This window comes from Phytohabitans maris (assembly GCF_031085175.1).
Taxonomy (GTDB): Bacteria; Actinomycetota; Actinomycetes; order Mycobacteriales; family Micromonosporaceae; genus Phytohabitans; species Phytohabitans maris.
The window spans coordinates 84,080-107,585 of record NZ_JAVHUY010000017.1; the positions used below are offsets into that span (position 1 = coordinate 84,080).

Consider the following 23,506-nt stretch of genomic DNA (forward strand, 5'->3'; position numbering starts at 1 on the left):
CTGCGAGCGGCCCCGCGGCTCCACCCGGACTGTGCCCGATGGTTCGCTCGCTTCGCCCGCTCATGACACCCTCCCGACGTGGCCGGGCGGCCCTTGGGTTGCCCCCGTGCAGTCCAGCCTAGGGTGATTAACGTGCCCGACGTTAGCGCCGAACTGCCTATCACCGCCCAACCGTCCGTGCCCGATTCGCTCTCGGCGTACACCACTTTGCGTCTTGGCGGCCGAGCGCAGCGAGTATTGATTGCCACGAATGCGGATGAGCTGGCCCAAAGTCCCGCGAACTCGTTCATCCTTGCGGGTGGCAGCAACGTCGTCGTCGGCGACGGCGACTACCCCGGCACCGTGGTCCTGGTCCGCTCGACCGGCGTGACGGTGCGCGGGTCCGACGCCGAGACGGTCACCGTGACGGTCGAGGCCGGCGAGCCCTGGGACGCCGTGGTCGCCCAGGCCGTGGAGGCGGGCTGGTCGGGCATCGAGTGCCTGTCCGGCATCCCCGGGTCGGCCGGGGCCACCCCGATCCAGAACGTCGGGGCGTACGGCCAGGAGGTCGCCGAGACCATCACGGCGGTACGGGTCCTGGACCGGACCACCGGCGAGCGGCTGGTGCTGACGCCCGAGGAGTGCGGCTTCGCGTACCGGGCCAGCGTCTTCAAGCACAGCGACCGGTGGGTGGTGCTCTCCGTCGACTTCCGCCTGGTCCGCTCGGCCGAGTCGGCACCCGTGCGCTACGCCGAGCTGGCCCGGGCGCTGGGCGTGGAGGTCGGCCACCGGGTGCCGCTGGCGGACGCGCGGGCGGCGGTGCTGGCGCTGCGGGCCGGCAAGGGCATGGTGCTCGACCCGGCCGACCCGGACACCCGTTCGGTCGGCTCCTTCTTCACCAACCCGGTGCTGGAGGCCGCGGCGTACTCGGCGCTCCGTGAGCGCGCCGCCGAGCTGGGCGAGCCGCCGTCGTGGCCGAGCCCCGACGGCGTCGTCAAGGTCAGCGCGGCGTGGCTCATCGACAAAGCGGGGTTCGCCAAGGGGTACGGCTCCGGCCCGGTCGGCATCTCCACGAAGCACACGCTCGCCCTCACCCACCGCGGCGGCGGCTCCACGTCCGATCTGCTCGACCTGGCGCGGGAGATCCGGGACGGGGTGCGGGAGCGGTTCGGCGTCACGCTCCACCCCGAGCCGGTCCTGGTCAACTGCGAGTTGTAGCCGGCGCGACGGCGGACCACCCGACCGTCACCTCGCCGAGGCGCCAGCGCGCGGGCCGGTCCAGTACCGGCCAGCCGCCCGCCCGTACCGCGGACACGGCCCGTAGCCACCGCTGCCGCGGGCCGAACGTGGCGTACGGCGCGGCGTCCCGCCAGGCCCCGTCCAGCGCGGACACGAACGCGTGGATCGGCTCGCCCGGCACGTTTCGGTGGATGAGGGCCTTGGGCAGCCGTTCCGCGAGTGTGGCCGGCGTGTCCAGGGTGGCGAGCCGGGCGGCGAGCGTGAGCGTACGCGGGCCGGCGGCGTCGAGCAGCACCCATGTGGAGAGGCGGCCCAGCTCGTCGCACGTACCCTCGACCACCGCTCCGCCCGGGGCGAGCGCGGCGGTCATCGTCTGCCAGGCGGCTGCCACGGCCCCCTCCTCGTACTGGCGCAGCACGTTGAACGCGCGTACGACGGCGGGGCGCAGGCCGGCCAGCTCGAAGCCGCCGCGCGCGAACGTGAGCCCCGGCGGGTCGGCCATCGGCGCGGCGGCGGCCACCCGGGCGAGGTCGATCTCCAGCCCCACCACGCGCACGTCCGGGCGTACGGCGCTCAGCCGGGCGCGCAGCTCGACGGCGGTCACCGGGCTCTCGCCGTACCCGAGGTCGACCACCAGCGGGTCGGCCGCGTCGCCCAGCGTGTCGCCCAGCGTGGCCGCGATCCAGTTGTCCACCCGGCGCAGGCGGTTGGGGTTGGTGGTCCCGCGGGTGATCTCACCCTGCGGCCGGGCGGCCATCAGAGCGCCCGGTGCACCTTGTGCTGGGCGGCCTGGGCGAGCGGGCGTACCACGATGCGGTCGATGTTGACGTAGTGCGGGCGGGTCACGGTCCACGCGACGCAGTCGGCGATGTCGTCGGCGACCAGCGGCTCGGCCACGCCCGCGTACACCGCGTCGGCCCGCTGCGCGTCGCCGGCGAAGCGGGTCAGCCCGAACTCCTCGGTGCGCACCATGCCCGGGTCGATCTCGATGACCCGGATCGGCCGGCCGCTGAGCTCCAGCCGCAGCGTCTCGGCGACCGCGGTCTGGGCGTGCTTTGCCGCGGTGTAGCCGCCCCCACCCTCGTACACGATGAGGCCGGCCGTGGAGCTGAGCACCACGACGGAGCCGGCGCCCGACGCGTCCAGGGCGGGCAGGAAGGCCTGCGTCACGCGGACGGTGCCCAACACGTTCACGTCGAACATCCACTGCCAGTCGGGGATCGACCCGGTCTCCACCGGGTCGAGGCCGCGGGCGCCGCCGGCGTTGTTGACCAGGACCGTGACCGGCCGGCCGAGCGCGCCCACCGCCTCCGCCAGCGCCGCCACCGACTCGTCGGAGGTGACGTCGCAGGTCAGGGCCGTGGCCTCGCCACCGGCCGCGGCGATCTCCTTGACCAGCGCGTCCAGCCGCTCGGCCCGGCGGGCGGCGGCGACGACGTGGAAGCCCTCGGCGGCCAGCCGGCGGGCGGTGGCGGCGCCGATCCCGCTGGAGGCACCGGTCACGATCGCGATCGAGGAGGTCATGCGGCGATTCTTCCCTATGGCGGGCGGGGGAGCGGGGGGTTGCGGACCCCGGCACCCGCGGCCGCGCGCCCCCGGGCCGGTCCGGAGATGAGAACCCGGGCCCGGAAGAGAGGTGGATCACGTCTGGTGCCGCGTTAGGTGCGCGCTCAACTGGTGATCGGGAAGATGAGTCCGGCGACGGGGGTTGCAATGCCGGGGGCGTAGAGACCCGGGCGTAGAGATCCGCCGTCGTGGAAGGAGCACGCGTGTCGCACTGGCCGACGCCGCGGCGCATCGCCACCCTGTCCGTGCACACATCACCGCTGGACCAGCCGGGCACCGGCGACGCCGGCGGCCTCAACGTGTACGTGGTGGAGGTCGCCCGCCGGCTCGCCGACGCCGGGGTCGAGGTGGAGATCTTCACCCGGGCCACCACGAGGGAGCTGCCGGGGTGCGTGGAGATGTCACCAGGGGTGACGGTCCGGCACATCATCTCGGGGCCGCTCGAAGGGCTGGCCAAGGAAGACCTGCCGGGTCAGATGTGCGCGTTCACCAACGGGGTGCTGCGCGCCGAGGCCGCGCACCCGCCGGGCTACTACGACCTCATCCACTCGCACTACTGGCTCTCCGGGCAGGTCGGCTGGCTGGCCAAGGAGCGGTGGGGCGTGCCGCTGGTGCACACCGCGCACACGCTCGCCAAGGTCAAGAACGCCCAGCTCGCCGCGGGCGACCGCCCCGAGCCGCTCGCCCGGGTCGTCGGCGAGGAGCAGGTGGTCGCCGTCGCCGACCGGCTGGTCGCCAACACCCAGGTCGAGGCCCGCGACCTCATCAGCCGGTACGGGGCCGACCCGGCCCACGTCTCGGTGGTCCAGCCCGGCGTCGACCTCGACCGCTTCCGTCCCGCCCCCGGTGGCCGGGCTGCCGCGCGGCGCCGCCTCGGGCTGCCCGAGCGGGGACACATCGTCGCGTTCGTCGGCCGGATCCAGCCGCTCAAGGCGCCCGACGTGCTGCTCCGCGCGCTGGCCGCGCTGCGCGACCGGGAGCCGGAGATGGCCGAGCAGGTCACGGTCGTGATCTGCGGCGGCCCGAGCGGGAGCGGCCTCGACCAGCCGACCGCGCTCATCGACCTCGCCAACTCGCTCGGCGTCGCCGACTCGGCCCGGTTCATGGCACCCTGTACCGGCGAGGACCTGCCGGCGCTCTACCGCGCGGCCGACCTCGTGGCGGTGCCGTCGCACAACGAGTCGTTCGGGCTCGTCGCGCTGGAGGCGCAGGCCTGCGGCACGCCGGTGGTGGCGGCCGCGGTCGGTGGCCTGGTGACCGCGGTGCGCGACGGCGTGAGCGGCGTACTCGTCGATGGGCACTCCGCGGCCGATTGGGCGATCGTGCTCGGCAAGCTGCTGGCCTGCCCCGGGCGGCGCGAGGAGCTGGCCGCCGGCGCGGTCGGACACGCCCGCAACTTCTCCTGGACCCGCACGGCGTCCGGCCTGCTCGCGGTCTACCGTGAGGCGGTGACCGAGCATCGCGAGCGGCTGACCTCGTCGCTGGGTGGCGCCGCCGAGGCGTTGCGGGCCCTGGCGTGAGCGCATCCCGGGCCGAGGTCGGCGCGCTCATCGAGCGGGTCTGCGCGGAGCGGGAGCTGCCCTGCGAGGCGACCGGCGAGCTGTCGTACGCGGTGACGCTGCCCGGCACCCACAAGCTCAAGACGGTCTGCAACCTCATCGTGGGCGAGCACGCGCTGCGCGTCGAGGCGTTCGTGATGCGCCAGCCGGACGAGCGGCGCGAGGAGCTGTGGGCCTGGCTGCTGCGGCGCAACGCCCGCATGTACGGGGTGGCCTTCTCCATCGACACCGTCGGCGACGTCTACCTGACCGGCCGGGTGGGACTGTCCGGACTCGACGAGGACGAGCTCGACCGGCTGCTCGGATCCGTCCTGACGTACGCGGACGAGTCGTTCGACACGATGCTCGAAATCGGCTTCGGCACGGCGATCCGGCGCGAATGGGAGTGGCGGGTGAAGCGCGGGGAGTCACTGGCAAACCTGCGCGCCTTTGCCCACATGTTCCCTGCTGGCCAGCAGCCGGACCTTCCCGACAACCGGCCGCGAAACGTGTGACGGGCGAGACAACGTAATCGCCTTGTGTCAAGAAAGTGTTGCGCCGTAACGTGATCTACACGCGCCACACCTGGCAAAGCAGTTCGGGGGAACTCTGGTCCGTCGTCGGGACCCGCCAGGATCGGTGCTGGGGGATGGGTGGCAATCAAACGCCGTTGGGGGACGGCGCCACCTAAAGACCGGCGGCGAGAGCGGGCGACGCTTACGGGGGTGAGTGTCGTCCGCCGCCGCCGGGCCGAAGACCCCGTCCCAGCCTAGAGTCGACACCATGACCGGTCCGCTCGCTGGGTTGCGCGTCATCGAGATGGCCGGGCTCGGCCCCGCTCCCTTCGCCGGCATGGTCTTCGCCGACCTCGGCGCCACCGTGGTCCGCGTCGACCGCCCCGGTCAGTCCGCGGTGCCGCTCCCACCCCGCGACGACCTGCAGGGCCGGGGCAAGCGCTCGATCGCCGTCGACCTCAAGCGGCCCGAGGGCGCGGCCCTGGTACGCGCGCTCGCGGCCCGCGCCGACGTGCTCGTCGAGGGCTTCCGGCCGGGCGTCGCCGAGCGGCTCGGCATCGGGCCGGGCGAGTGCCACGCGGTCAACCCCCGCCTCGTCTACGGCCGGGTCACCGGCTGGGGGCAGGAGGGTCCGCTCGCCGGCACCGCTGGGCACGACATCACGTACCTGGCGCGCACCGGTGTACTCCACGCGATCGGCCCGGCGGGCGGCCCACCCGTGCCACCCCTGAACCTGCTCGGCGACTACGGCGGCGGCGGGATGCTGCTCGTGGCCGGGGTGCTGGCCGCGCTGTGGCAGGCCCAGCGCACCGGCGAGGGACAGGTGGTGGACGCCGCGATCGTAGACGGCACAACGCTTCTGGCCACCCAGCTGTACGGCCTGCTCCACAGTGGAGCCTGGCAGGACCGGCGCGGCGCCAACCTCCTCGACGGCGGCGCCCCCTTCTACGGCGTGTACGAGACCGCCGACGGCCGTCACCTCGCGGTGGGTCCGCTGGAGCCCAAGTTCTACGCGGAGTTCACCGCCCGGCTCGGCCTGGACCCGGCGCTCGCCCCGGACCAGCTCGACATCGCCTCCTGGCCCCGCCTCCGCACGCTCATCGCGGCCCGCCTCGCCACCCGTACCCGTGCCGAGTGGGTCGAGGCGTTTGCCGACGGCGACGCCTGCGTGGCCCCGGTGCTGTCGCTGGCGGAGGCGCCCGAGGACCCGCACCTGCGAGCCCGCGGCACCTTCGTCGAGGCACACGGCGCCCGGCAGCCGGCGCCGGCCCCGCGCTTTTCGGCCACGCCCGCTGCCGCGCCGTCGCTGCCACCGCCGCTCCCCGGCGAACACACCCGCGCGGTGCTGGCCGACTGGTCCATCCCCGACGCCGAGGCCCTCCTCGCCGCGGGCGTGGCCCACCAGGCCGACCCACCGCCGGCGTAGCGCCGCGTCCAGCCCTGACGATCCAATCCAAAAGACAGATCCGAGCTACCGCTCTGTCCGCCGTGGTCCCGACCGTCGCGAATCGCTGCCCCCGGAGAGCCGAGCGGCCGGCGATAGAGAGACGTCGACGTACGGACGTGATCGGATGCCAGCCTTGCCCGATATGTCCGCTGGTGAATGTAGACCTAGATCTGATCTAGAACGTTTAGGGCTCTATATCAGCCCTAGATGTTCTAGATCTACTTCGATCCGGTCCTACGACCAAGCCGGCGGAGCTGACGAACAGCGCACCGCCAATTATGCGAGCGGCTCTGGAGGGGCGGTGTTTCGCCACGGACGCGCGCGAACCGCGCTTTCGCGCGCGAACCGCGCCTTCGCGCGTCGATCAAGAAACGGCGCGCGGGGACGTCGCGATCCTCGATGGGTCTTTCTAGGCCCTGACCCGGGCGCGCTCCTCGGGCATGGGTGGGGCCCCGTCCGGCGCGGGGGTGCGCGGCGCGGGAGATGGGGGAGCCGTGGTGAGGGCGGCCACGCGGCGTTCGCGGGAGGGGCCGGAGAGGAGCTGGCCAACCGAGACGGTGGCGGCGACGGCCGCGGCGCCGAGCCAGAGGGCGGCGTTGCCGACGTGCTGCATCACGTATCCGCCCAGCGTCGGCGCCAGGAACGCGGCGGCCGACCAGGAGAGCGAGAAGACGCCCTGGTAGCGGCCGCGGGTGGCGGCCGGCGACAGCTCGGCGATCAGGGTGGCGTTGGAGGGCGAGGTGAGCATCTCGCCGACGGTCCAGATCAGGACGGTGACCGCGTACAGCCAGGGGACGTCGGCCACGGCGGTCAGGCCGAAGCCCAGGCCGGTGACGAGCGAGGCGACCGCGAGCGTGCGGGAGCGGTCGCGGCCGTGGATCAGGCGGGGGACGAAGAGCTGGCCGGCGACGATGAGCACGCCGTTGAGCGCGATGATCCAGCCGAACGTCGACGGTGACAGGCCGTCCTGCCCCATCGCGATCGGCAGCATCGAGATGTGCTGCAGGAAGACCAGGGCGGTGAGCAGGTTGAGCAGCAGGAAGCCGAGGAACACGCGGTCGGCGAAGACGGTGTGCAGGCCGGTCGCCGGCGCGCCGGTGTCGCGGCGGCGGGCGAAGCCCTGCGGGCGCCGCGTCTCCCGCACCTTGACGAAGACGATCCCGGCTGTGATCAGCGTGGTGGTCGCGTCGACCACGAAGAGCAGCAGGAAGTCGGCCTGTGCGGCGAGGCCGGCGAGCACCGCCGCGAAGGCGAAGCCGAGGTTGATCGCCCAGTAGTTGAGCGAGAAGGCGCGCAGCCGGTCGCGCTCCGGCACGACGTCGACCATCATCGCCTGGAACGCGGGGCGGGTCGCGTCCATGAAGAAGCCGAGCACCAGCGCGCCCAGCGTGATCGTCCACCGGTCGCGGGCGAAGCCCATCACCAGCAGCATGGTCGCCGCGCCGAGGTGGGCGGTGAGCAGCGTCGGGCGGCGTCCCCAGCGGTCGGCCAGGACGCCGCCGACCGTCACGCCCATCGCGCTGCCCACGCCGAAGAGCCCGATCACCAGGCCGGCCTCGGTCTGGGTGAAGTGCCGCTCGCTGGTGAGGTAGATCGCCATGAAGATCATGACGAACGAGCCGAGGCGGTTTACCAGGGTGCCGGTCCAGAGGTACCAGAAGGTGGTGGGTAGCCCGCCCGCGGTCTCCCGTAACCAGCTCCGCACGCCCGATACCTCCCCCGTAACGGCTGTCGCGCTAAGCAACCCTTACACGCTAGTCCGGCGTACGAGCGGCACGCATCCCGATTTCAATGTGGCGGCGGTCACGGTGGCAGGATGAGGGGCATGACTCTGGGGACACTCGTGCTGCTGCGGCACGGTGAGAGCGAGTGGAACGCGAAGAACCTCTTCACCGGGTGGGTCGACGTCGACCTGTCCGCCAAGGGCGAGGCCGAGGCGCGGCGCGGCGGCGAGCTGCTCCGCGAGCACGAGCTGCTGCCCGACGTGGTGCACACCAGCGTGCTGCGCCGCGCCATCCGCACAGCCGACCTCGCGCTCAACGCCGCCGACCGGCACTGGATCGCCGTGCGCCGGTCGTGGCGGCTCAACGAGCGCCACTACGGCGCCCTTCAGGGAAAGAACAAGAAGCAGACCCTGGAGCAGTACGGCGAGGAGCAGTTCATGCTCTGGCGCCGGTCGTACGACACGCCGCCCCCGCCGATCGACGACAACGACGAGTGGTCGCAGGCCGGAGACCCGCGCTACGCCACGCTCCCGCCGGAGCTGATGCCGCGCAGCGAGTGCCTCAAGGACGTGCTCGAGCGGGCCCTGCCGTACTGGTACGACGCGATCGTGCCGGACCTGCTCGCCGGCCGCACCGTGCTGGTCGCCGCCCACGGCAACTCGCTGCGTGCCCTGGTCAAGCACCTCGACGGCGTCTCCGACGAGGCGATCGCCAAGCTCAACATCCCCACTGGCATCCCGCTGCGCTACGACCTGGACGCCACGCTGCGCCCGGTGACGGTCGGCGGCACCTACCTCGACCCGGAAGCGGCCAAGGAAGCCGCCGCCGCGGTCGCCAACCAGGGGCGCTAGCGGTTACGCGAGGCCGGGCGGCTCGGTCGGCTCACCCGTGACCAGGTAGACGACCTGCTGCCCGGCGTTGACCGCGTGGTCCGCGTACCGCTCGTAGAAGCGGCCCAGCAGTGCGCCGTCGATCGCCGCCTCGGCGCCGTGCGGCCAGTGCCGGTCCAGCAGGATGTTGAAGAGCTGCCGCTGCAGCTCGTCCATCGCGTCGTCGTCGCTCTCCAACTCGGCACCGAGGAGCGCGTTTTGCGTGGTGAGCACCAGACCCACCTTGCCCGCCATCCGGTCGGCCACCGAGCCCATCGAGGTGATCACCTCGCGCAACTCGGGCGGAACGGCCGGTGCGGGGTAGCGCCGCAGCGCGGTCTTGGCCACGTGCTCGGCGAGGTCGCCCATCCGCTCCAGGTCGGCGGCGATCTGGATGCCGGTGACCACGAGCCGCAGGTCGGTGGCGACCGGCGCCTGGCGGGCCAGCGTGTCGTACACCTGCTGGTCAACCTGCCGGCGCAGGTCATCGACCTCGTTGTCGCGGGCGATGACCGCCTCGCAGATCTCACGGTCGGCGGTGAGCAGCGCCTGGGTGGCATGCACCATCGCGGTGCGCACGGCTTCGGCCATGGACACCAGGAGGCGGCCCACCTCGAGGAGGTCTGCCCGCAGATCGTCACGCATCGCGTCGATGCTAGCGATGTTTCACGATCTCCGGCGTACCGGGGTGAACGACGCTCGGCCGGGCGGTGAACTCTATTGGAAGGCGGCCGGGTTTGTCCTATTCTGCGAATCAGTTGGGTTAACAATGACCCTACGATCGCGACGTGGAGTGGGCGGTCGGAGCCGGGGTGGTCGGCAGCGTTCTCGGCCTGGTGGCCGGGGCTGCCGCGCTGCTAGCCGTGCGCGGCCGCGCGGGGATCCGTAGTCTGCTCGTCCCAGTCGGCGGTCGACCGCCGCGGGGCGAGGCCGCGACTGCCGGGGGCTTCGGAGGAGCCGCCCGCGACAACGGGAGGCCGGCTATCGCCAAAGAGCAGCAGGGCCAGGTCTCCGGGCTGGGCCGCAAGAGCCTCGACGCGCTGCGGGTCGGGGTGGTCGTGCTCGACCAGGACGACGTCCCCGTGCTGGTCAACCCGGCGGCCCGCGCGATGGGGCTCCTGCGCGCCGGACCCCAGCCCGGCACCATCGCCGCGCACCCCATCGTGCGTACCCTGGCCGGCCAGGTCCGCCGCACCGGCGTGCGCCGGGAGGTCGAGCTCGACCTGCCCCGGGGGCGCGAGGGCGGGCCGCAGTCGCCGCTCGGCGTCCACCTGCGGGCCGTCGCGCTGGGCGGCAACTTCGTCTCCGTCGAGGCCGCCGACGTGACCGAGTCGCACCGGGTCGACCGGGTGCGGCGTGACTTCGTGGCCAACGTCAGCCACGAGCTGAAGACCCCGATCGGTGCGCTGCAGCTGCTGGCCGAGGCGCTGCTCGACGCCACCGACCCGGACAGCGTCACCACCGACCCGGCCGAAGACGTGGCGGCCGCCCGGCGGTTCGCCGAGCGGATCCAGTCCGAGTCCACCCGCCTCGGCCGCCTCGTCAACGAGCTGCTGGAGCTGACCCGCCTGCAGGGCGCCGAGCCGCTGCCCGCGCCCGAGCCGGTCGCGGTCGACTGGGTCGTGGCCGAGGTGATCGACCGCACCCGTACGGCCGCGTCCGCCCGGAGCATCGAGGTCGACGTGAGCGGCGCCCGCGGCCTGACCGTGTACGGCAGCGACAGCCAGATCGCCACCGCCGTCGCCAACCTCGTGGAGAACGCGATCGCCTACTCGGCCGAGCACACGAAGGTGGACGTGGTCACGCGCGGTGACGACGAGTACGTTGAAATCGCGGTGACCGACCAGGGCATCGGGATCGGGCCGAGCGACCTCGACCGGATCTTCGAGCGGTTCTACCGGGCCGACCAGGCACGCTCCCGGGCGACCGGCGGCACCGGCCTCGGCCTGGCGATTGTCAAGCACATCGCGACGAATCACGGTGGCCGTGTGGAGGTGACGAGCAGGCTGGGTGGAGGGTCGACGTTCACCATCCGGCTGCCCGCCCGTCCGCCGGACGCCGTACTGCCGCTACCACCGTCGGTTGAGATCGAGGCCGGTCCGGCCGAGCTTCGACAGGCCTGACGAGCAATAGGAAGGAAAGTCTGTTGGCCCGCGTGCTCGTGGTCGAGGATGAGGAGTCGTTCTCCGACGCCTTGTCCTACATGCTCCGCAAGGAGGGTTTCGAGGTCTCGGTCGCCGCGACCGGCACCTCCGCCCTCACCGAGTTTGACCGGACCGGTGCGGACATCGTCCTACTCGACCTGATGCTGCCCGAGATGTCGGGCACCGAGGTCTGCCGCCAGCTGCGCCAGCGTTCGCACGTCCCGATCATCATGGTGACCGCGCGAGACAGTGAGATCGACAAGGTCGTCGGGCTGGAAATAGGAGCCGACGACTACGTGACCAAGCCGTACTCCCCGCGTGAGCTGGTCGCCCGCATCCGGGCGGTCCTGCGCCGGCAGAGCGTCGACGCGGTCGAGCTCTCCGCGCCCACGCTGGCCGCCGGCCCGGTGCGGATGGACGTGGAGCGCCACGTGGTGACCGTGGCCGGTGCCGCCGTCCAGCTGCCGCTCAAGGAGTTCGAGCTGCTGGAGCTGTTGCTGCGCAACGCCGGCCGGGTGCTCACCCGGGGCCAGCTGATCGACCGGGTGTGGGGCGCCGACTACGTCGGTGACACGAAGACGCTCGACGTGCACGTCAAGCGCCTGCGCTCCAAGGTCGAGCCCGAGCCGAGCACGCCGCGCTACATCGTCACGGTCCGCGGCCTGGGCTACAAGTTCGAGCCCTAGGGCTGCTGGCGTTGCCGCCTCGCGGCCTTCGGAGGCGCAGCGGCCGTCGTCGCCGGGTGCGGCGCGACCAGGCCGCTCTTGAGGCGTGCCGCGCACAGCTCGGCCAGCTTCGCGTACGCCGCCTTGCCGACCAGCGCGGTCAGCTCCGGCTCGTACGACAGGTACATCGCCTCGGTGCCGACGTGTGCCTCGGGCGACGAGGTGCACCACCAGTCGAGGTCGTGCCCGCCCGAGCCCCAGCCCCGCCGGTCGAACTCGGTCAGCGTCGTCACCAGCACCTTGGTGCCATCTGGCCGCTTCGACCACTCCTGCTCGCGCCGCACTGGGAGCTGCCAGCAGACATCCGGCTTGTACTCCAACGGGTGCACGCCGTCGCGGATCGCCTGGGCGTGCAGCGCGCAGCCGCCACCGCCGGGAAAGTCGGCGTCGTTGAGAAACACGCACGGCCCGTCTTCGCCCTGCGTGGCGGTGCGGCGGGCCGGGCTCTTGCCGTCGATGGTGTCCATCTCGGTGTACTGCTTGAACCCGCGCCGGTAGTGCTGCCAGGTCTCCGGCGTCAGGCGCTTGACCGCCGCCTTGACCCGGGTCTCGTCGTCGGAGTCGGTGAAGAAAGCGCCGTGCGAGCAGCACCCGTCGGATGCGCGGCCGGCGATGATCCCGTGACACGCCTTTCCGAAGACGCAGGTCCAGCGGGACAGCAGCCAGGTGAGATCGGCACGTACGACGTGCTTGGGGTCCTCCGGGTCGACGAACTCGATCCACTCGCGGGGGAAGTCGAGCGCGACTTCCTTGCTCCGCGGGTCCTGAGGGTCGTCGACGAGGACGTGCAGGCTTGCCACCCGGCCAGCTTACGCGCGCGGTACGCGTTCCCGGCGCTGGTCGCCGTGTCGCGAAGGCGTGACATAGCGGCCACTCATCCCCGTCCCCGACTTAAGGTTTTGGTATGCGCCTCGGTGTCCTTGACGTCGGTTCCAACACCGTGCACCTCCTGGTCGTGGATGCCCACCACGGCGCACACCCCTGGCCGGCCCACTCGGAAAAGGCCGTGCTCCGCCTGGCTGAGCAGATCGGCAAGGACGGCGCGCTCACCAAATCGGGCGCCGACGCGCTGGTCAAGGCGGCCGCGGACGCCATGACCGCCGCGGCCCGGCTGGTCACCGAAGACCTGCTGGCCTTCGCGACCTCCGCGGTCCGCGACGCCACCAACTCCGCCGCCGTGCTCGCGCGGGTCCGGGAGGAGACCGGGGTACGGCTGCAGGTGCTCTCCGGCGCCGACGAGGCGCGGGCCACCTTCCTCGCGGTACGCCGGTGGTTCGGCTGGTCCGCCGGGCGCCTGCTGGTGATGGACATCGGCGGCGGCTCGCTGGAGCTCGCGGCCGGCATCGACGAAGATCCGGACCTGGCGATGTCGCTGCCGCTCGGCGCCGGGCGGCTGACCCGCGACCGGCTGCACATCGACGGCAGCACGGCCACGCCGCCCTCCGCGCACCGGGTCGACGAGCTGATCGAGTACGTGGACGAGATGCTCGACCCGGCCGTGCGAAAGCTCTCCGAGGTCGGCTGGGACCGGCCGGTGGCCACCTCCAAGACGTTCCGCACGCTCGCCCGCCTCGCCGGCGCCGCCCCCTCGACGGCCGGGCTGTGGGCACCCCGGCGCCTGCACCGCGACGGGCTCCGCCAGGTGATCGGATTCATCCGCCACATCTCGCCCCGCGAACTGTCCGGTTTGGAGGGTGTGAGCGCGCGCCGGGCCCACCAGCTGCTCGCCGGCGCGGTGGTGGCCGAGGCGACCATGCGCCGGCTCGACATCGACGCGGTGGACATCTGTCCCTGGGCGCTGCGCGAAGGGGTCATTCTTCGCCGCCTCGACCAGTTGGAGCCGGCGTAGCGCCAAAGCGCATTTACCACCGTGGCGATACCCTGGCAAACGTGAGTTCCCGCGTTCCAGTGCTCCTGTCCAGCTCCTCCGTCTTTCCGGAGCCGACGGCGGCGGCGTTCGAGATGGCCGCCACCCTGGGCTACGACGGCATCGAGGTCATGGTCTGGACCGACGCGGTCAGCCAGGACGCCGGTGCCCTGCGCGGCCTGGCCGCGCATTATGGCGTGCCGGTGCTCTCCGTGCACGCACCATGCCTCCTGGTCACCCAGCGGGTGTGGAGCTCCGACCCGTGGGAGCGGCTGCGCCGGGCGGCCGTGCTCGCCGAGACGCTGGGCGCGCCCACGGTGGTGGTGCATCCGCCGTTCACCTGGCAGCGCGACTACGCCAGGGGTTTCGGCACCGGATTGGCGCGCTTGGCCGCTAAGCACCCGGATGTCACGTTCGCGGTTGAAAACATGTACCCGGTGCGGATGGCCGGCCGCGAGTTCGTGCCGTACGTGCCGGGTTGGGATCCCACCGTGACCGGCTACGACGCCTACACGCTCGACCTGTCGCACTGCGCCGCCTCGCGCAGCGACCCGCTGGCCATGGCCGACACGATGGGCGCCCAGCTCGCCCACGTGCACCTGGGTGACGGCACCGGCGAGGGGCGCGACGAGCACCTGGTGCCCGGGCGCGGTAACCAGCCCTGCGGCGAGCTGCTGGCCTCACTGGCCGGGCGCGGCTTCACCGGGTCGGTGGCGGTCGAGGTGGCGACGCGCAAGGCGAGCAGCCGCGCGGTCCGCGAGGCCGACCTGCGCGAGTCTCTCGCGTTCGCCCGGGAGCATCTCGCCACCCCGACGCCGGTCACACCGCGGTAAGCAGCTTTTCCTTCTTGCGCGCGCGGTGGGCGGCCACGTGGGAGCGGGTGGCGCACCGCTCCGAGCAAAACCGCCGGCAGTTGTTTGACGAGGTGTCCAGGTAGACGTTGCCGCAGCGCTCGTCGGCACAGACCCCGAAGCGGGCGCTGCCGTACTCACACAGCCACACGGCCAGACCCCAGACGGCGCCGGCGAGGTACTCGGCGCTGACGGACGCGCCCCGGCTGGTCACGTGCATGTGCCAGTCGTTGGCGTCGTGGCCGGAGATCCGCGGCTGGACCGGGAAGGTCTCCAGCAGCGCGTTGAGCTCGGCGACAGCCTCGATGTCGCGGCCGGACGTGCCGAACTCGAAGACATCTCGCAGGCGCTTTTGCGCCCGGCGGAAGATGGCCAGGTCGCGCTCCACGACCTCGCCGCCCATCCAGGAGTGTTCCTCGTTGAAGAGGCCCCGGAGGCCGTCGAGGTCGTCCAGCGACGCGTTGACAAGGTCAACGGCGGTCCTGGCGTACGCGTCGAAGTTCACTCGACAACCGTAGACGACCGGGGCCCTCCGTGGCGCGTCGCGCTCGTGCGGACGGTAACCGGGTCACTCCGGGAGGCGGGCGTTACGCTCGCCTCATGCTGCGATCGGTCATCCTCGCCGCCTCCCGGTCGTCCGGGCTGGAGCGGCTCGTCGAGACTGCGCCGCTCACGCGTGGTGTGGTGCGGCGGTTCGTCGCCGGCACGTCGCCCGACGACGCGCTCCGCGCGACCGGTGAGCTGGTCGCCGACGGCCTCGCGGTGAGCCTGGACGTGCTGGGTGAGGACACCGAGACGGCTGAGCAGGCCGTGGCGACCCGCGAGGCGTACGTGTCGCTGCTGGCCGCCCTCCGCGACTCCGCGCTGACCCCGGCCGCGGAGGTGAGCGTCAAGCTCTCCGCGCTGGGCCAGAAGTTCGACGAGCAGCTGGCGTACGAGCAGGCCCGGGCGATCTGCGCGGCCGCGTCCGAGGCGGGCACCACGGTCACGCTGGACGCCGAGGACCACACCACCACCGACTCCACCCTCGACATCCTGACCAAGCTGCGCACCGACTTTCCGACCACGGGCGCGGTGCTCCAGGCGTACCTGCGGCGCACCGAGGCCGACTGCCGGGAGCTGGCGACCGCGGGCTCGCGGGTGCGGCTCTGCAAGGGGGCGTACAAGGAGCCCGAGTCGGTCGCCTACCAGTCCACTCTGGACGTCGACAAGTCGTTCGTGCGCTGCCTCAACATCCTCATGTCCGGCGAGGGCTACCCGATGCTGGCCACCCACGACCCGCGCCTGATCGCGATCGGCGAAGACCGGGCCCGGTGGTTCGACCGCTCGCCGGACGAGTTCGAGTTCCAGCTGCTGTACGGGGTGCGCCCGGAGGAGCAGGCCCGCCTGGCCGCCGAGGGGTACACGGTGCGTGTCTACGTCCCCTACGGCACGCAGTGGTACCCGTACCTGATGCGCCGCCTGGCCGAGCGGCCGGCCAACATGGGCTTCTTCCTCAAGGCAGTGAGCCGGAAGAGCTGAGAAGAGCTGAGCTAGTCTCCGCGTGTGACGGAGGCACCCGGACCGCGCCGGTGGCCGCTCTGGGTAGTCCTCGGGGTGGTCGGCGCACTGCTGTCCTGCGGGGTGCCCACGGCCGTCATCGTCGCGCTTCGCGAGCAGGGGCCGGGCGCGGCGGCCAGCGCCAGCCCGGTCGCGATCCACAGTCCCGAGCCGGGCGACCCGGAGCAGGTGACCCAGCTCTGGCTGCGCGAGCGGATCGCGGAGGTGCTCACCCAGCAGGCAGGGGCGCTGCTCCGCGGCGACGAGCGGGGCTTCCTCGCGGTCGCCGAGCCGAAGTCGGCGGCGGTGGCCGCGCTGCGCCGGCAGTTCCGGTCGCTGCGCGCGCTGAAGGTCACCGCCTGGCAGGTGCGGATCACCGACATCCCGGACCGCGTCGGCTCGCAGTGGCGGGTCACCGTGACGTACGAGCACTGCTTCGTCGACCCCGGCTGCCTCACCGGTCCGGTGTCGATCGAGACGACCTGGGCGGACCGCGCCGGCGTACCCCGCATGGTGGCGCTGGCGCCCTCGCCCTCGGGGCAGGACGGGCCGCGGCCGTGGGAGGCCAGCGATCTGGTGGTGGCCGTGGGCCAGCGGGCGGTGGTCGCGACGACCGCCAAGCAGAAGGGCCGCCTCACCGAGGTGCTGCGCGAGGCCGAGCGGGCGGCCGAGGTCGCCGACCGGTACGCGGTGGACGGCACGCCGCCCCGGCACTACCAGATCTTCTACGCGGGTGAGGCGGAGTGGCGCCGCTGGTACGGCGGTGACCGCCCGGAGTGGACCGCCGGCTACGCGGTGCCGGTCGGCGGCGGCCGCTTCGACGTCGTGCTCAACGGCAAGGACCTGCACGTGAGCGTCCTCGACGACCTGCTGCGGCACGAGATGACGCACGCCGCCTCGCTGCCCGGCGGCGGCTACCGCACCGGCGACAACTGGTGGCTGGTCGAGGGCGTCGCCGACCTGGCCGCGGCGGGCGGGCGCCCGGTCGGCCGGTACGAGAGCCTGCCCGACGTGCGGCGGCTCGTCTCCAGCGGGTGGAACGGGCCGCTGAGCGCCGCCGAGCCGGGCGCGCGGGCCACGGACTGGCAGGTCAGCGCCGCCTACGGGATCGGGTACCTCGCCGTGCGGCACCTGGTCGACCGCTTCGGCGAGCAGGCGATGCTGGCGTTCTTCAAGGCGGTCGTGCACGAGCGGAAGTCGCCGGACGAGGCGTCCCCACTGGTCTTCGGCGAGCCCTGGCAGTCCCTCCAGGACGACTGCGTGTCGTACGTCCGGACCGCCGCCTCGTAACATGACTGCGTGTCTGGCGTCCCCCCGCCACGAAGACTGATCCTGCTCGCCGGCGCCGCCCTCGTCGCGCTCGGCGCGACAGCCGCGTCCTGTGGCGACGGCGAGTCGGCCGTGGCACTCGGCAGTGCGTCCCGCGGCGAGGTGACCGAGGTGGTCGACGCGCCCGCCTCGGTAACCGCGAAGGCGGCCGCCACGCTCACCTCCCCGGCCGACGGCACGCTCGCCTCGCTGCGGGTGCGGCCGGGCGACTCCGTGCGGCGCGGGCAGGTGCTCGCGGTGATCGACTCGCCCGGCGCCAGGCAGCGGCTCGCCCAGGCCAAGGCGGCGCTCGACGCGGCCAAGCGGGCGGGTGGCGGCTTCGGCGGCGGCGTCGACCTCACGACCGTGCAGCGCAACACCGACAAGGCCGCCGCGGCCGCCTTCGACGCCGCCCGCGTCGCCGCTGGCAAGATCACAGACCAGCGGGTACGCGGCGCGCTGCTCGCCCACGTCGACGCCGCGCAGAAGCAGTACGAGGCCGCCGCCCGTGCCGCTGGGCAGGCGGTCCGCGCGGTGCAGCGGGGCGTGGCGGGACTGAGCTCGGCGGTCAGCGCGCTCTCCGCCGCCCAGCGCCTCCAGGCACAGCAGGCGTACGACCTGGCGAAGTCCACAGTAGACGCGTTGACGCTGCGGGCGCCGATACCCGGCGTGGTGCAGCTCGGCGGCGCGGCCTCGCCGGCCGGTGGTGCCTCGGCCGAGGCGCTGGCCGGGCTGCTCGGGGGTGCCGGTGCGCAGCTCCCCGCCGGCACGCTCACCCCGCCCGCGGCGGCTCCCGGCCCGGCCGCCGGCGTCGATGTGGCCGTGCCGGTCGGCGGGCTGGTCACCGCGGGCGCCGCGATCCTCACCGTGGTGGACGTCTCCGCGCTCGGGGTGGTCGCCGAGGTCGACGAGACCGACGTGCTGCTGGTGCGCCCGGGGCTCGCCGCGACCGTTGAGCTGGACGCGGCGACCGGCGCCACGTACTCGGGGGAGGTCCGCTCGGTCGACGTGCTCCCGACCTCCTCGGCGCGCGGCGGCGTCGCCTACCGGGTGCGGCTCGCCCTCGGCACCGGAGAGTTCGGCGACGGGCGGGACGCGCCACCGCCCCGCCCGGGCATGAGCGCGGTCGTCCACCTCCAGGTGCGCGAGGCGGCCGACGCGGTCACGGTGCCCGCGGCAGCGGTCTTCTCGGCCGGCGGGCGCGACGCGGTCTGGGTGGTACGCGGCGGGCGCGCCGAGCGGGTCGAGGTGACCGTCGGCGTGCAAGGGCAGGACGTCGTGCAGATCGTCACCGGGGTGGCGCCCGGCGACAGCGTGGTCGTACGCGGCACCGACCAGGTCAGCGCCGGCCAAGAGGTGCCGTGAGCGAGGCGCTGGCGGTCGAGGCCACCGACGTCACGCGGACGTACGAGCTGGACGGCGTCTCCGTGCCGGCCCTGCGCGGCGTCTCGCTGGTCGTCGAGCCGGGCGACTACCTGGCGATCGTCGGGCCGTCCGGCTCCGGCAAGTCCACGCTGATGCACCTGCTCGGCGGGTTGGACCGGCCGAGCGGCGGCCGCCTGGTCATCGGCGGGCGGGACGTGTCGACGCTCTCCCCGCCCGAGATGGCGCGGCTGCGCAACGAGACGATCGGCTTCGTCTTCCAGGCGTTCCACCTGCTGCCCCGGACCTCCGCGGTGGACAACGTCGCGCTGCCGCTGGTGTACCGCGGCGTGGGTGCCCGGCAGCGGCGGGCGCGGGCGGCGGAGGTGCTGGAGCGGGTGGGGCTCGGCCACCGCCTGCACCACCGTCCCAACCAGCTCTCCGGCGGCGAGCAGCAGCGGGTGGCGATCGCCCGTGCGCTGGTCACCGATCCCGCCGTGCTCCTCGCCGACGAGCCCACCGGCAACCTCGACACCGCGACCGGCGCCGCCGTGCTGGCCCTGCTGGAGGAGCTGAACACCACCGCCGGTGTGGCCCTCGTCCTGGTCACCCACGACCGCGACGTGGCGGCCCGGGCCCGCCGCCAGATCGTGATGCGCGACGGCCTCGTCGTGCCGCCGGCGGGGCAGTCGATCCCCGGCCAGCGGCGGCCGGAGGAGGAGTCGTGAGGCTCGCGGAGGCCTGGCGGGTGGCCCTCGACGCCCTGCGCGCCAACCGGTTGCGCAGCGCGCTGACCATGCTCGGCGTGGTGATCGGTGTCGCCGCGGTGGTGGTGCTCGTCGCGATCGGCACCGGCGCCAAGCGCGAGGTGGAGCAGCAGGTGGAGGGGCTCGGCTCCAACCTGCTGGTGGTCGTGCCGGGGCGGCTGGAGTTCAACTCGGCGCCCTCCGTCTCCCGCCTCTCACTGTCTGATGTGGACGCTGTCGGCCGGGTGGTCGGTGACCCGTCGCGGGTGGCGGTCACGGTGACCTCGGGCGAGACGGTCCGCGCCGGCAACCGCTCCACGTTCACCACCGTGCAAGGGGTACTCGAGACGACGCCGCAGGTCTTCGTCCGGAACGTGGCGCGCGGCAGCTACCTCACATCGTCCGATGTGGACACAGCGCGCCGGGTCGCGGTGCTCGGGGCCACCGTCGCCCGTACCCTCTTCGGCGACCGTGACCCGGTGGGGCAGCAGGTGTCGGTCGCGGGCGTACGGTTTCGCGTGATCGGCGTCTTCGCCCCGCTGGGCCAGAGCCTCGGGGTCGACCGGGACGACGAGGTGCACATCCCGGTGACCACCGCCCACCGGTTGTACGGCACCAACCGGATCGACGGCATCGCGGTCAAGGCGCCCGACCGGGAGCGGATCGACGTGCTCGGCGAGCGGATCGTGGCCGAGCTCAGCGAACGCCACCCGGACACCGAGTTCAGCGCGGTGACGCAGGAGCAGATCCTCGGGGTACTCGGCGACATTCTGGGCGTGCTGACCGGTGTACTCGCCGCGATCGCGGGCATCTCGCTGCTCGTGGGTGGAGTGGGGGTCTCCAACATCATGCTGGTCTCGGTCCGCGAGCGGACCCGGGAGATCGGGCTGCGCAAGGCGGTCGGCGCCCGGCCGCGCGACATCGGCGTGCAGTTTCTGCTGGAGGCGGTGCTGCTCACGACGATCGGCGGGGTCACCGGCATGGCGCTCGGCGTGGGCGGGGCGCTGCTGGTGGGTGAGCTCTCCCCGGTACCGGCGGCGATCACCTGGTGGTCGCTGGCGCTCGCGTTCGGGGTATCGGCGGCCGTGGGCATCGTCTTCGGCGTGGTGCCCGCCCAGCGCGCCGGCCGCCTCGACCCGGTGGTCGCACTCCGCACCGAGTAGCGGTTCTCGCACTGGTCGACCGAGTCGGCAAACGTCCGATATACCCCCTTGGGGTGAATTATGCTTATCGCCCGGAGTGGCGACTTGACTGATCATGATCATCTGGCTGAAGGGATCGCGTGGGTCACAGCCGTCCCGGTACCGTACTAGTTACACGCGCGTTGCCCGCCGCGGCGCATCCCGCCCGGCGGCGCGCGCCGGGGATGGGATGGGTTGGTGAGCCATGGCAGGATCACCACAGTCCGAGAGCAGACTGTCGGAGGTCAAGTTCCTGACCGTCGCGGAGGTGGCGACACTGATGCGGGTCTCGAAGATGACCGTTTACCGGCTGGTGCACTCAGGCGAGTTGACGGCGGTCCGGGTCGGCCGGTCCTTCCGGGTCCCGGAGCACGCGGTGCACGAATACCTTCGGGGGGCGTTCCAAGAGTCGGCGTAACAGGGGCTACCCTGGTGGGCGACCGTGAGTCCGACGGGCGTCGGCGCCCACCAGGCAGCTCCGGTCCGCTGTCCAGATTGGTCGCCGGTTGGCGACCGGCTGTAGCCGAGGAATCGCAACGGGAAGGCTTTCGTATGGGCTCGGTCGTCAAGAAGCGCCGCAAGCGCATGGCTAAGAAGAAGCACCGCAAGCTGCTGCGCAAGACCCGCGTCCAGCGTCGTCGTCTCGGCAAGTAGCCACGTCCGGTCCTCCACGCCGGACGAGCATCGAAACGTGAGGTGGCGGTGACTGCCGCCTTGAGCGTCGTCGTGGTAACCGGCATCAGCCGGTTCCTCGGCGCGAACGTCGCCGCCCGCCTCGCCGCCGACGATCGCGTCGGCCGCGTGGTGGGCCTCGACCCCAACGAGCCCGCCGCCGAGATCCAGGAGCTGCTCGGCGGCGTCGAGCAGGTGCGCGCCGACGCCGGTTCGGCCCCGACCGTGGTGGCCGAGCTCGACGCCGAGGTCGTGGTGCACCTCGCGCTGATCACATCGCCAGAGCCGGGCGGCCGGTCGGCGATGAAAGAGCAAAACGTCATCGGCACGATGCAGCTCCTCGCCGCCTGCCAGCAGGCACCCCACCTGCGCAAGCTGGTGATGCGCTCGTCCACCGCGGCATACGGCGCCTCCTTCCGCGACCCCGCCGTCTTCACCGAGGAGACCGAGCCGCGCCAGGTGCCCCGGGGCGGGTTCGCGCGCGACATCCTCGACATCGAGGGCTACCTGCGCGGCTTCCGCCGCCGGCGGCCCGACATCAGCGCGACCGTGCTCCGTTTCGCGCCGTTCATCGGCTCCACGGCCGACACCACCCTGACCCGGTACTTCGCCCAGCCGATCGTGCCCACCGTGCTCGGGCGCGACCCGCGGCTGCAGTTCCTGCACGTCGATGACGCGCTCGAGGTGGTGCACCGCTCGGTGGTGGAGGATCACCCCGGCACCTACAACGTGGCCGGCGCCGGCGTGCTCGCGCTCTCCCAGGCGATCCGGCGGGCGGGGCGGCTCGCCGTACCGGTCTTCGAGCCCGGCCTCTCCGCCGCCGCGACGCTCGCCGGCGGGCTGCGCCTCGGTCGCTACGGCCTCGACCAGCTCGACCTCTTCGTGCACGGCCGGGTGGTCGACACCACCCGCCTGGTCGAGGAGTTCGGCTTCGAGCCGCGCACCACGGCGGCCGCCTTCGACGACTTCATCCGCCGGCACGCCGACCGCGCGCTGGTGTCCGCCGACCACCTGGCGGCTGCCGAGCGGACCATCCTCGACGGCATCCGGCGAGTCCGGGCCGCCACCGCGAAAGAACTCCCGCTTGGAGCCTCGTGGCCGCCCGCGGCGAGGGAGTCATTGGGCTCAGCGCGTGCGGAGCCTCGCGGCCGCCCGCAGCGAAGTGAGGACGGCCATGAGTGACCCGGCTGTCCAGGACGTGCCCGGCGACCCGTGGGACAAGCGGGTGGCCTCGGCCCTGTCGTTCCTGCGCCGCCGCCTCTCCGGGCAGTACGAGGTGGACGAGTTCGGCTTCGACCCGGAGCTGACCGACCACGTCTTCTACCCGGTCCTGCGCCGGCTTTATCACGACTGGTTCCGCACCGAGGTGTTCGGCCTGGAGAATCTCCCCGACGACGGCGCCGGCCTGGTGGTCGGCAACCACTCGGGCACCGTCGCGATGGACGCGCTGATGCTCTCGATCGCCATCCACGACGGCCATCCCAAGGCGCGCCACCTGCGGCTGCTCGGCGCCGACCTGGTCTTCCGCGTGCCGGTGCTCTCCGAGCTGACCCGCAAGTCAGGCGGCACCGTGGCCTGCAACCCGGACGCCGAGCGGCTGCTGAGCGGCGGCGAGCTGGTCGGCGTCTTCCCCGAGGGCTTCAAGGGCGTCGGCAAGCACTACCGCGACCGGTACAAGCTGCAACGCTTCGGCCGCGGCGGCTTCGTCTCGGCCGCGCTCCGCACCGGCACTCCGATCGTGCCGGTGGCGATCGTCGGCGCCGAGGAGATCTACCCGATCCTGGGCGACCTCAAGCCGGTGGCCCGCCTGCTCAAGCTGCCGTACTTTCCGGTCACGCCGACCTTCCCCTGGCTGGGGCCGCTCGGCCTGGTGCCGCTGCCGAGCAAGTGGCTGATCGAGTTCTGCCCGCCGATCCCCACCGCCGACCTGGTCGACCAGGCCGACGACCCGATGGTCATCTTCAACCTCGCCGACCAGGTGCGCGAGACGATCCAGCACACCCTGCACCGCCTGCTGGCAAAGCGCCCAGACCCCTTCGGCCGCTAGTCCCTGTTTCGAAAATCCTTGCCGGGCTGCGCCGGGCCCAGACGACGACCGGCTGCGCCCGCCACCACCTGACGCCGCCTGGACTCCGGCTCGCACCGACAATCCCTTTGAAACAGGCCCTAACGCCCGGCCGCGACGGTTCGGATCCGGTCCGAACCTGATGATCGTTCACCCGAAACCCGCGTCC

Annotated in this window: 23 protein-coding genes and 1 pseudogene; 18 read left to right on the forward strand and 6 right to left on the reverse strand. The window is 72.5% G+C overall.

Annotated features, from left to right (window positions below; all coding sequences use genetic code 11):
- The first annotated feature begins 132 nt into the window (after window positions 1–132).
- Window positions 133–1,197 carry a UDP-N-acetylmuramate dehydrogenase gene (locus tag RB614_RS19465; RefSeq protein ID WP_428983055.1) on the forward strand — a complete coding sequence of 355 codons (1,065 nt, stop codon included), beginning with the start codon at window positions 133–135 and terminating at the stop codon, window positions 1,195–1,197.
- Here RB614_RS19465 and RB614_RS19470 read toward each other — a convergent pair.
- The gene (locus tag RB614_RS19470; protein ID WP_308713976.1) at window positions 1,181–1,975 is read right to left on the reverse strand and encodes a class I SAM-dependent methyltransferase; all 795 of its coding nucleotides are present in this window, start codon (window positions 1,973–1,975) and stop codon (window positions 1,181–1,183) included. The genes RB614_RS19465 and RB614_RS19470 overlap by 17 nt on opposite strands.
- Window positions 1,975–2,742 carry an SDR family oxidoreductase gene (locus tag RB614_RS19475; protein ID WP_308713977.1) on the reverse strand — a complete coding sequence of 256 codons (768 nt, stop codon included), beginning with the start codon at window positions 2,740–2,742 and terminating at the stop codon, window positions 1,975–1,977. The genes RB614_RS19470 and RB614_RS19475 overlap by 1 nt, the downstream gene beginning before the upstream one ends.
- A 245-nt stretch (window positions 2,743–2,987) precedes the next feature.
- Here RB614_RS19475 and mshA point away from each other — a divergent pair, with 245 nt between their 5' ends.
- From mshA to RB614_RS19490, 3 genes are all read left to right on the forward strand, one after another.
- Complete coding sequence (gene mshA, locus RB614_RS19480) at window positions 2,988–4,304, forward strand: D-inositol-3-phosphate glycosyltransferase (protein WP_428983057.1); 1,317 nt, start codon at window positions 2,988–2,990, stop codon at window positions 4,302–4,304.
- Entirely contained in the window at window positions 4,301–4,837 is a 537-nt protein-coding gene (locus RB614_RS19485; protein WP_308713979.1) for a type III secretion system chaperone family protein, read from the forward strand. The genes mshA and RB614_RS19485 overlap by 4 nt, the downstream gene beginning before the upstream one ends.
- A gap of 268 nt (window positions 4,838–5,105) precedes the next feature.
- On the forward strand, window positions 5,106–6,263 hold the full coding sequence (locus tag RB614_RS19490) for a CaiB/BaiF CoA transferase family protein (protein WP_308713981.1): 1,158 nt from the start codon (window positions 5,106–5,108) through the stop codon (window positions 6,261–6,263).
- Window positions 6,264–6,693: 430 nt separating this feature from the next.
- Here RB614_RS19490 and RB614_RS19495 read toward each other — a convergent pair whose 3' ends face one another.
- Window positions 6,694–7,989, reverse strand: coding sequence for an MDR family MFS transporter (locus tag RB614_RS19495; protein WP_308713982.1), 1,296 nt, complete (start codon window positions 7,987–7,989; stop codon window positions 6,694–6,696).
- A 111-nt stretch (window positions 7,990–8,100) separates the two neighbouring features.
- Between RB614_RS19495 and RB614_RS19500 the strand changes: the two genes are divergently transcribed.
- A complete protein-coding gene (locus RB614_RS19500) occupies window positions 8,101–8,859 on the forward strand; it encodes a phosphoglyceromutase (RefSeq protein ID WP_428983058.1) in 759 nt (252 codons plus the stop codon).
- Between the two features lie 3 nt (window positions 8,860–8,862).
- Here the strand turns inward: RB614_RS19500 and phoU are convergent, their stop codons facing one another.
- Window positions 8,863–9,522 (reverse strand): phosphate signaling complex protein PhoU, encoded by a 660-nt coding sequence (gene phoU / locus RB614_RS19505; protein WP_308713984.1) that lies wholly within the window; start codon window positions 9,520–9,522, stop codon window positions 8,863–8,865.
- Between the two features lie 143 nt (window positions 9,523–9,665).
- Between phoU and RB614_RS19510 the strand changes: the two genes are divergently transcribed.
- Both RB614_RS19510 and RB614_RS19515 read left to right on the forward strand, forming a co-directional pair.
- Complete coding sequence (locus RB614_RS19510; RefSeq protein WP_308713985.1) at window positions 9,666–11,000, forward strand: sensor histidine kinase; 1,335 nt, start codon at window positions 9,666–9,668, stop codon at window positions 10,998–11,000.
- Between the two features lie 23 nt (window positions 11,001–11,023).
- Window positions 11,024–11,707 (forward strand): response regulator transcription factor, encoded by a 684-nt coding sequence (locus RB614_RS19515; RefSeq protein WP_173040329.1) that lies wholly within the window; start codon window positions 11,024–11,026, stop codon window positions 11,705–11,707.
- Here RB614_RS19515 and RB614_RS19520 read toward each other — a convergent pair.
- Window positions 11,704–12,546: a DUF3109 family protein gene (locus RB614_RS19520; protein ID WP_308713986.1), complete on the reverse strand. Its 843-nt coding sequence runs from the start codon at window positions 12,544–12,546 to the stop codon at window positions 11,704–11,706. The two genes, RB614_RS19515 and RB614_RS19520, sit on opposite strands and share 4 nt — an antisense overlap.
- 104 nt (window positions 12,547–12,650) lie before the next feature.
- On the opposite strand from RB614_RS19520, the gene RB614_RS19525 reads away from it, so the two are divergent.
- Together RB614_RS19525 and RB614_RS19530 are read left to right on the forward strand one after the other, a co-directional pair.
- Complete coding sequence (locus RB614_RS19525; protein WP_308713987.1) at window positions 12,651–13,595, forward strand: Ppx/GppA phosphatase family protein; 945 nt, start codon at window positions 12,651–12,653, stop codon at window positions 13,593–13,595.
- Window positions 13,596–13,636: 41 nt separating this feature from the next.
- On the forward strand, window positions 13,637–14,446 hold the full coding sequence (locus RB614_RS19530) for a sugar phosphate isomerase/epimerase family protein (protein ID WP_308713988.1): 810 nt from the start codon (window positions 13,637–13,639) through the stop codon (window positions 14,444–14,446).
- Here the strand turns inward: RB614_RS19530 and RB614_RS19535 are convergent.
- Window positions 14,433–14,969: a CGNR zinc finger domain-containing protein gene (locus RB614_RS19535; RefSeq protein ID WP_308713989.1), complete on the reverse strand. Its 537-nt coding sequence runs from the start codon at window positions 14,967–14,969 to the stop codon at window positions 14,433–14,435. The genes RB614_RS19530 and RB614_RS19535 overlap by 14 nt on opposite strands.
- Before the next feature lie 95 nt (window positions 14,970–15,064).
- Here RB614_RS19535 and RB614_RS19540 point away from each other — a divergent pair, with 95 nt between their 5' ends.
- The 9 genes and pseudogenes from RB614_RS19540 to RB614_RS19580 all read left to right on the forward strand — a co-directional run bounded on the left by RB614_RS19540 (window position 15,065) and on the right by RB614_RS19580 (window position 23,319).
- Window positions 15,065–15,985 (forward strand): proline dehydrogenase family protein, encoded by a 921-nt coding sequence (locus tag RB614_RS19540; protein ID WP_308713990.1) that lies wholly within the window; start codon window positions 15,065–15,067, stop codon window positions 15,983–15,985.
- 24 nt (window positions 15,986–16,009) lie between these two features.
- Complete coding sequence (locus RB614_RS19545; protein ID WP_308713991.1) at window positions 16,010–17,293, forward strand: hypothetical protein; 1,284 nt, start codon at window positions 16,010–16,012, stop codon at window positions 17,291–17,293.
- A 9-nt stretch (window positions 17,294–17,302) separates the two neighbouring features.
- On the forward strand, window positions 17,303–18,676 hold the full coding sequence (locus RB614_RS19550) for an efflux RND transporter periplasmic adaptor subunit (protein ID WP_308713992.1): 1,374 nt from the start codon (window positions 17,303–17,305) through the stop codon (window positions 18,674–18,676).
- On the forward strand, window positions 18,673–19,401 hold the full coding sequence (locus RB614_RS19555; protein WP_308713993.1) for an ABC transporter ATP-binding protein: 729 nt from the start codon (window positions 18,673–18,675) through the stop codon (window positions 19,399–19,401). Before RB614_RS19550 ends, RB614_RS19555 begins: the two co-directional genes overlap by 4 nt.
- On the forward strand, window positions 19,398–20,582 hold the full coding sequence (locus RB614_RS19560) for an ABC transporter permease (protein WP_308713994.1): 1,185 nt from the start codon (window positions 19,398–19,400) through the stop codon (window positions 20,580–20,582). The genes RB614_RS19555 and RB614_RS19560 overlap by 4 nt, the downstream gene beginning before the upstream one ends.
- Window positions 20,583–20,805: 223 nt before the next feature.
- Window positions 20,806–21,018: a helix-turn-helix domain-containing protein gene (locus RB614_RS19565; RefSeq protein WP_173040309.1), complete on the forward strand. Its 213-nt coding sequence runs from the start codon at window positions 20,806–20,808 to the stop codon at window positions 21,016–21,018.
- Between the two features lie 134 nt (window positions 21,019–21,152).
- Complete coding sequence (locus RB614_RS19570; protein WP_007465623.1) at window positions 21,153–21,254, forward strand: 30S ribosomal protein bS22; 102 nt, start codon at window positions 21,153–21,155, stop codon at window positions 21,252–21,254.
- A gap of 48 nt (window positions 21,255–21,302) precedes the next feature.
- A pseudogene (locus RB614_RS19575) lies at window positions 21,303–22,349 on the forward strand (NAD-dependent epimerase/dehydratase family protein); the annotation flags it as partial.
- A 97-nt stretch (window positions 22,350–22,446) separates the two neighbouring features.
- A complete protein-coding gene (locus RB614_RS19580) occupies window positions 22,447–23,319 on the forward strand; it encodes a lysophospholipid acyltransferase family protein (RefSeq protein ID WP_308713995.1) in 873 nt (290 codons plus the stop codon).
- Window positions 23,320–23,506 lie beyond the last annotated feature (187 nt).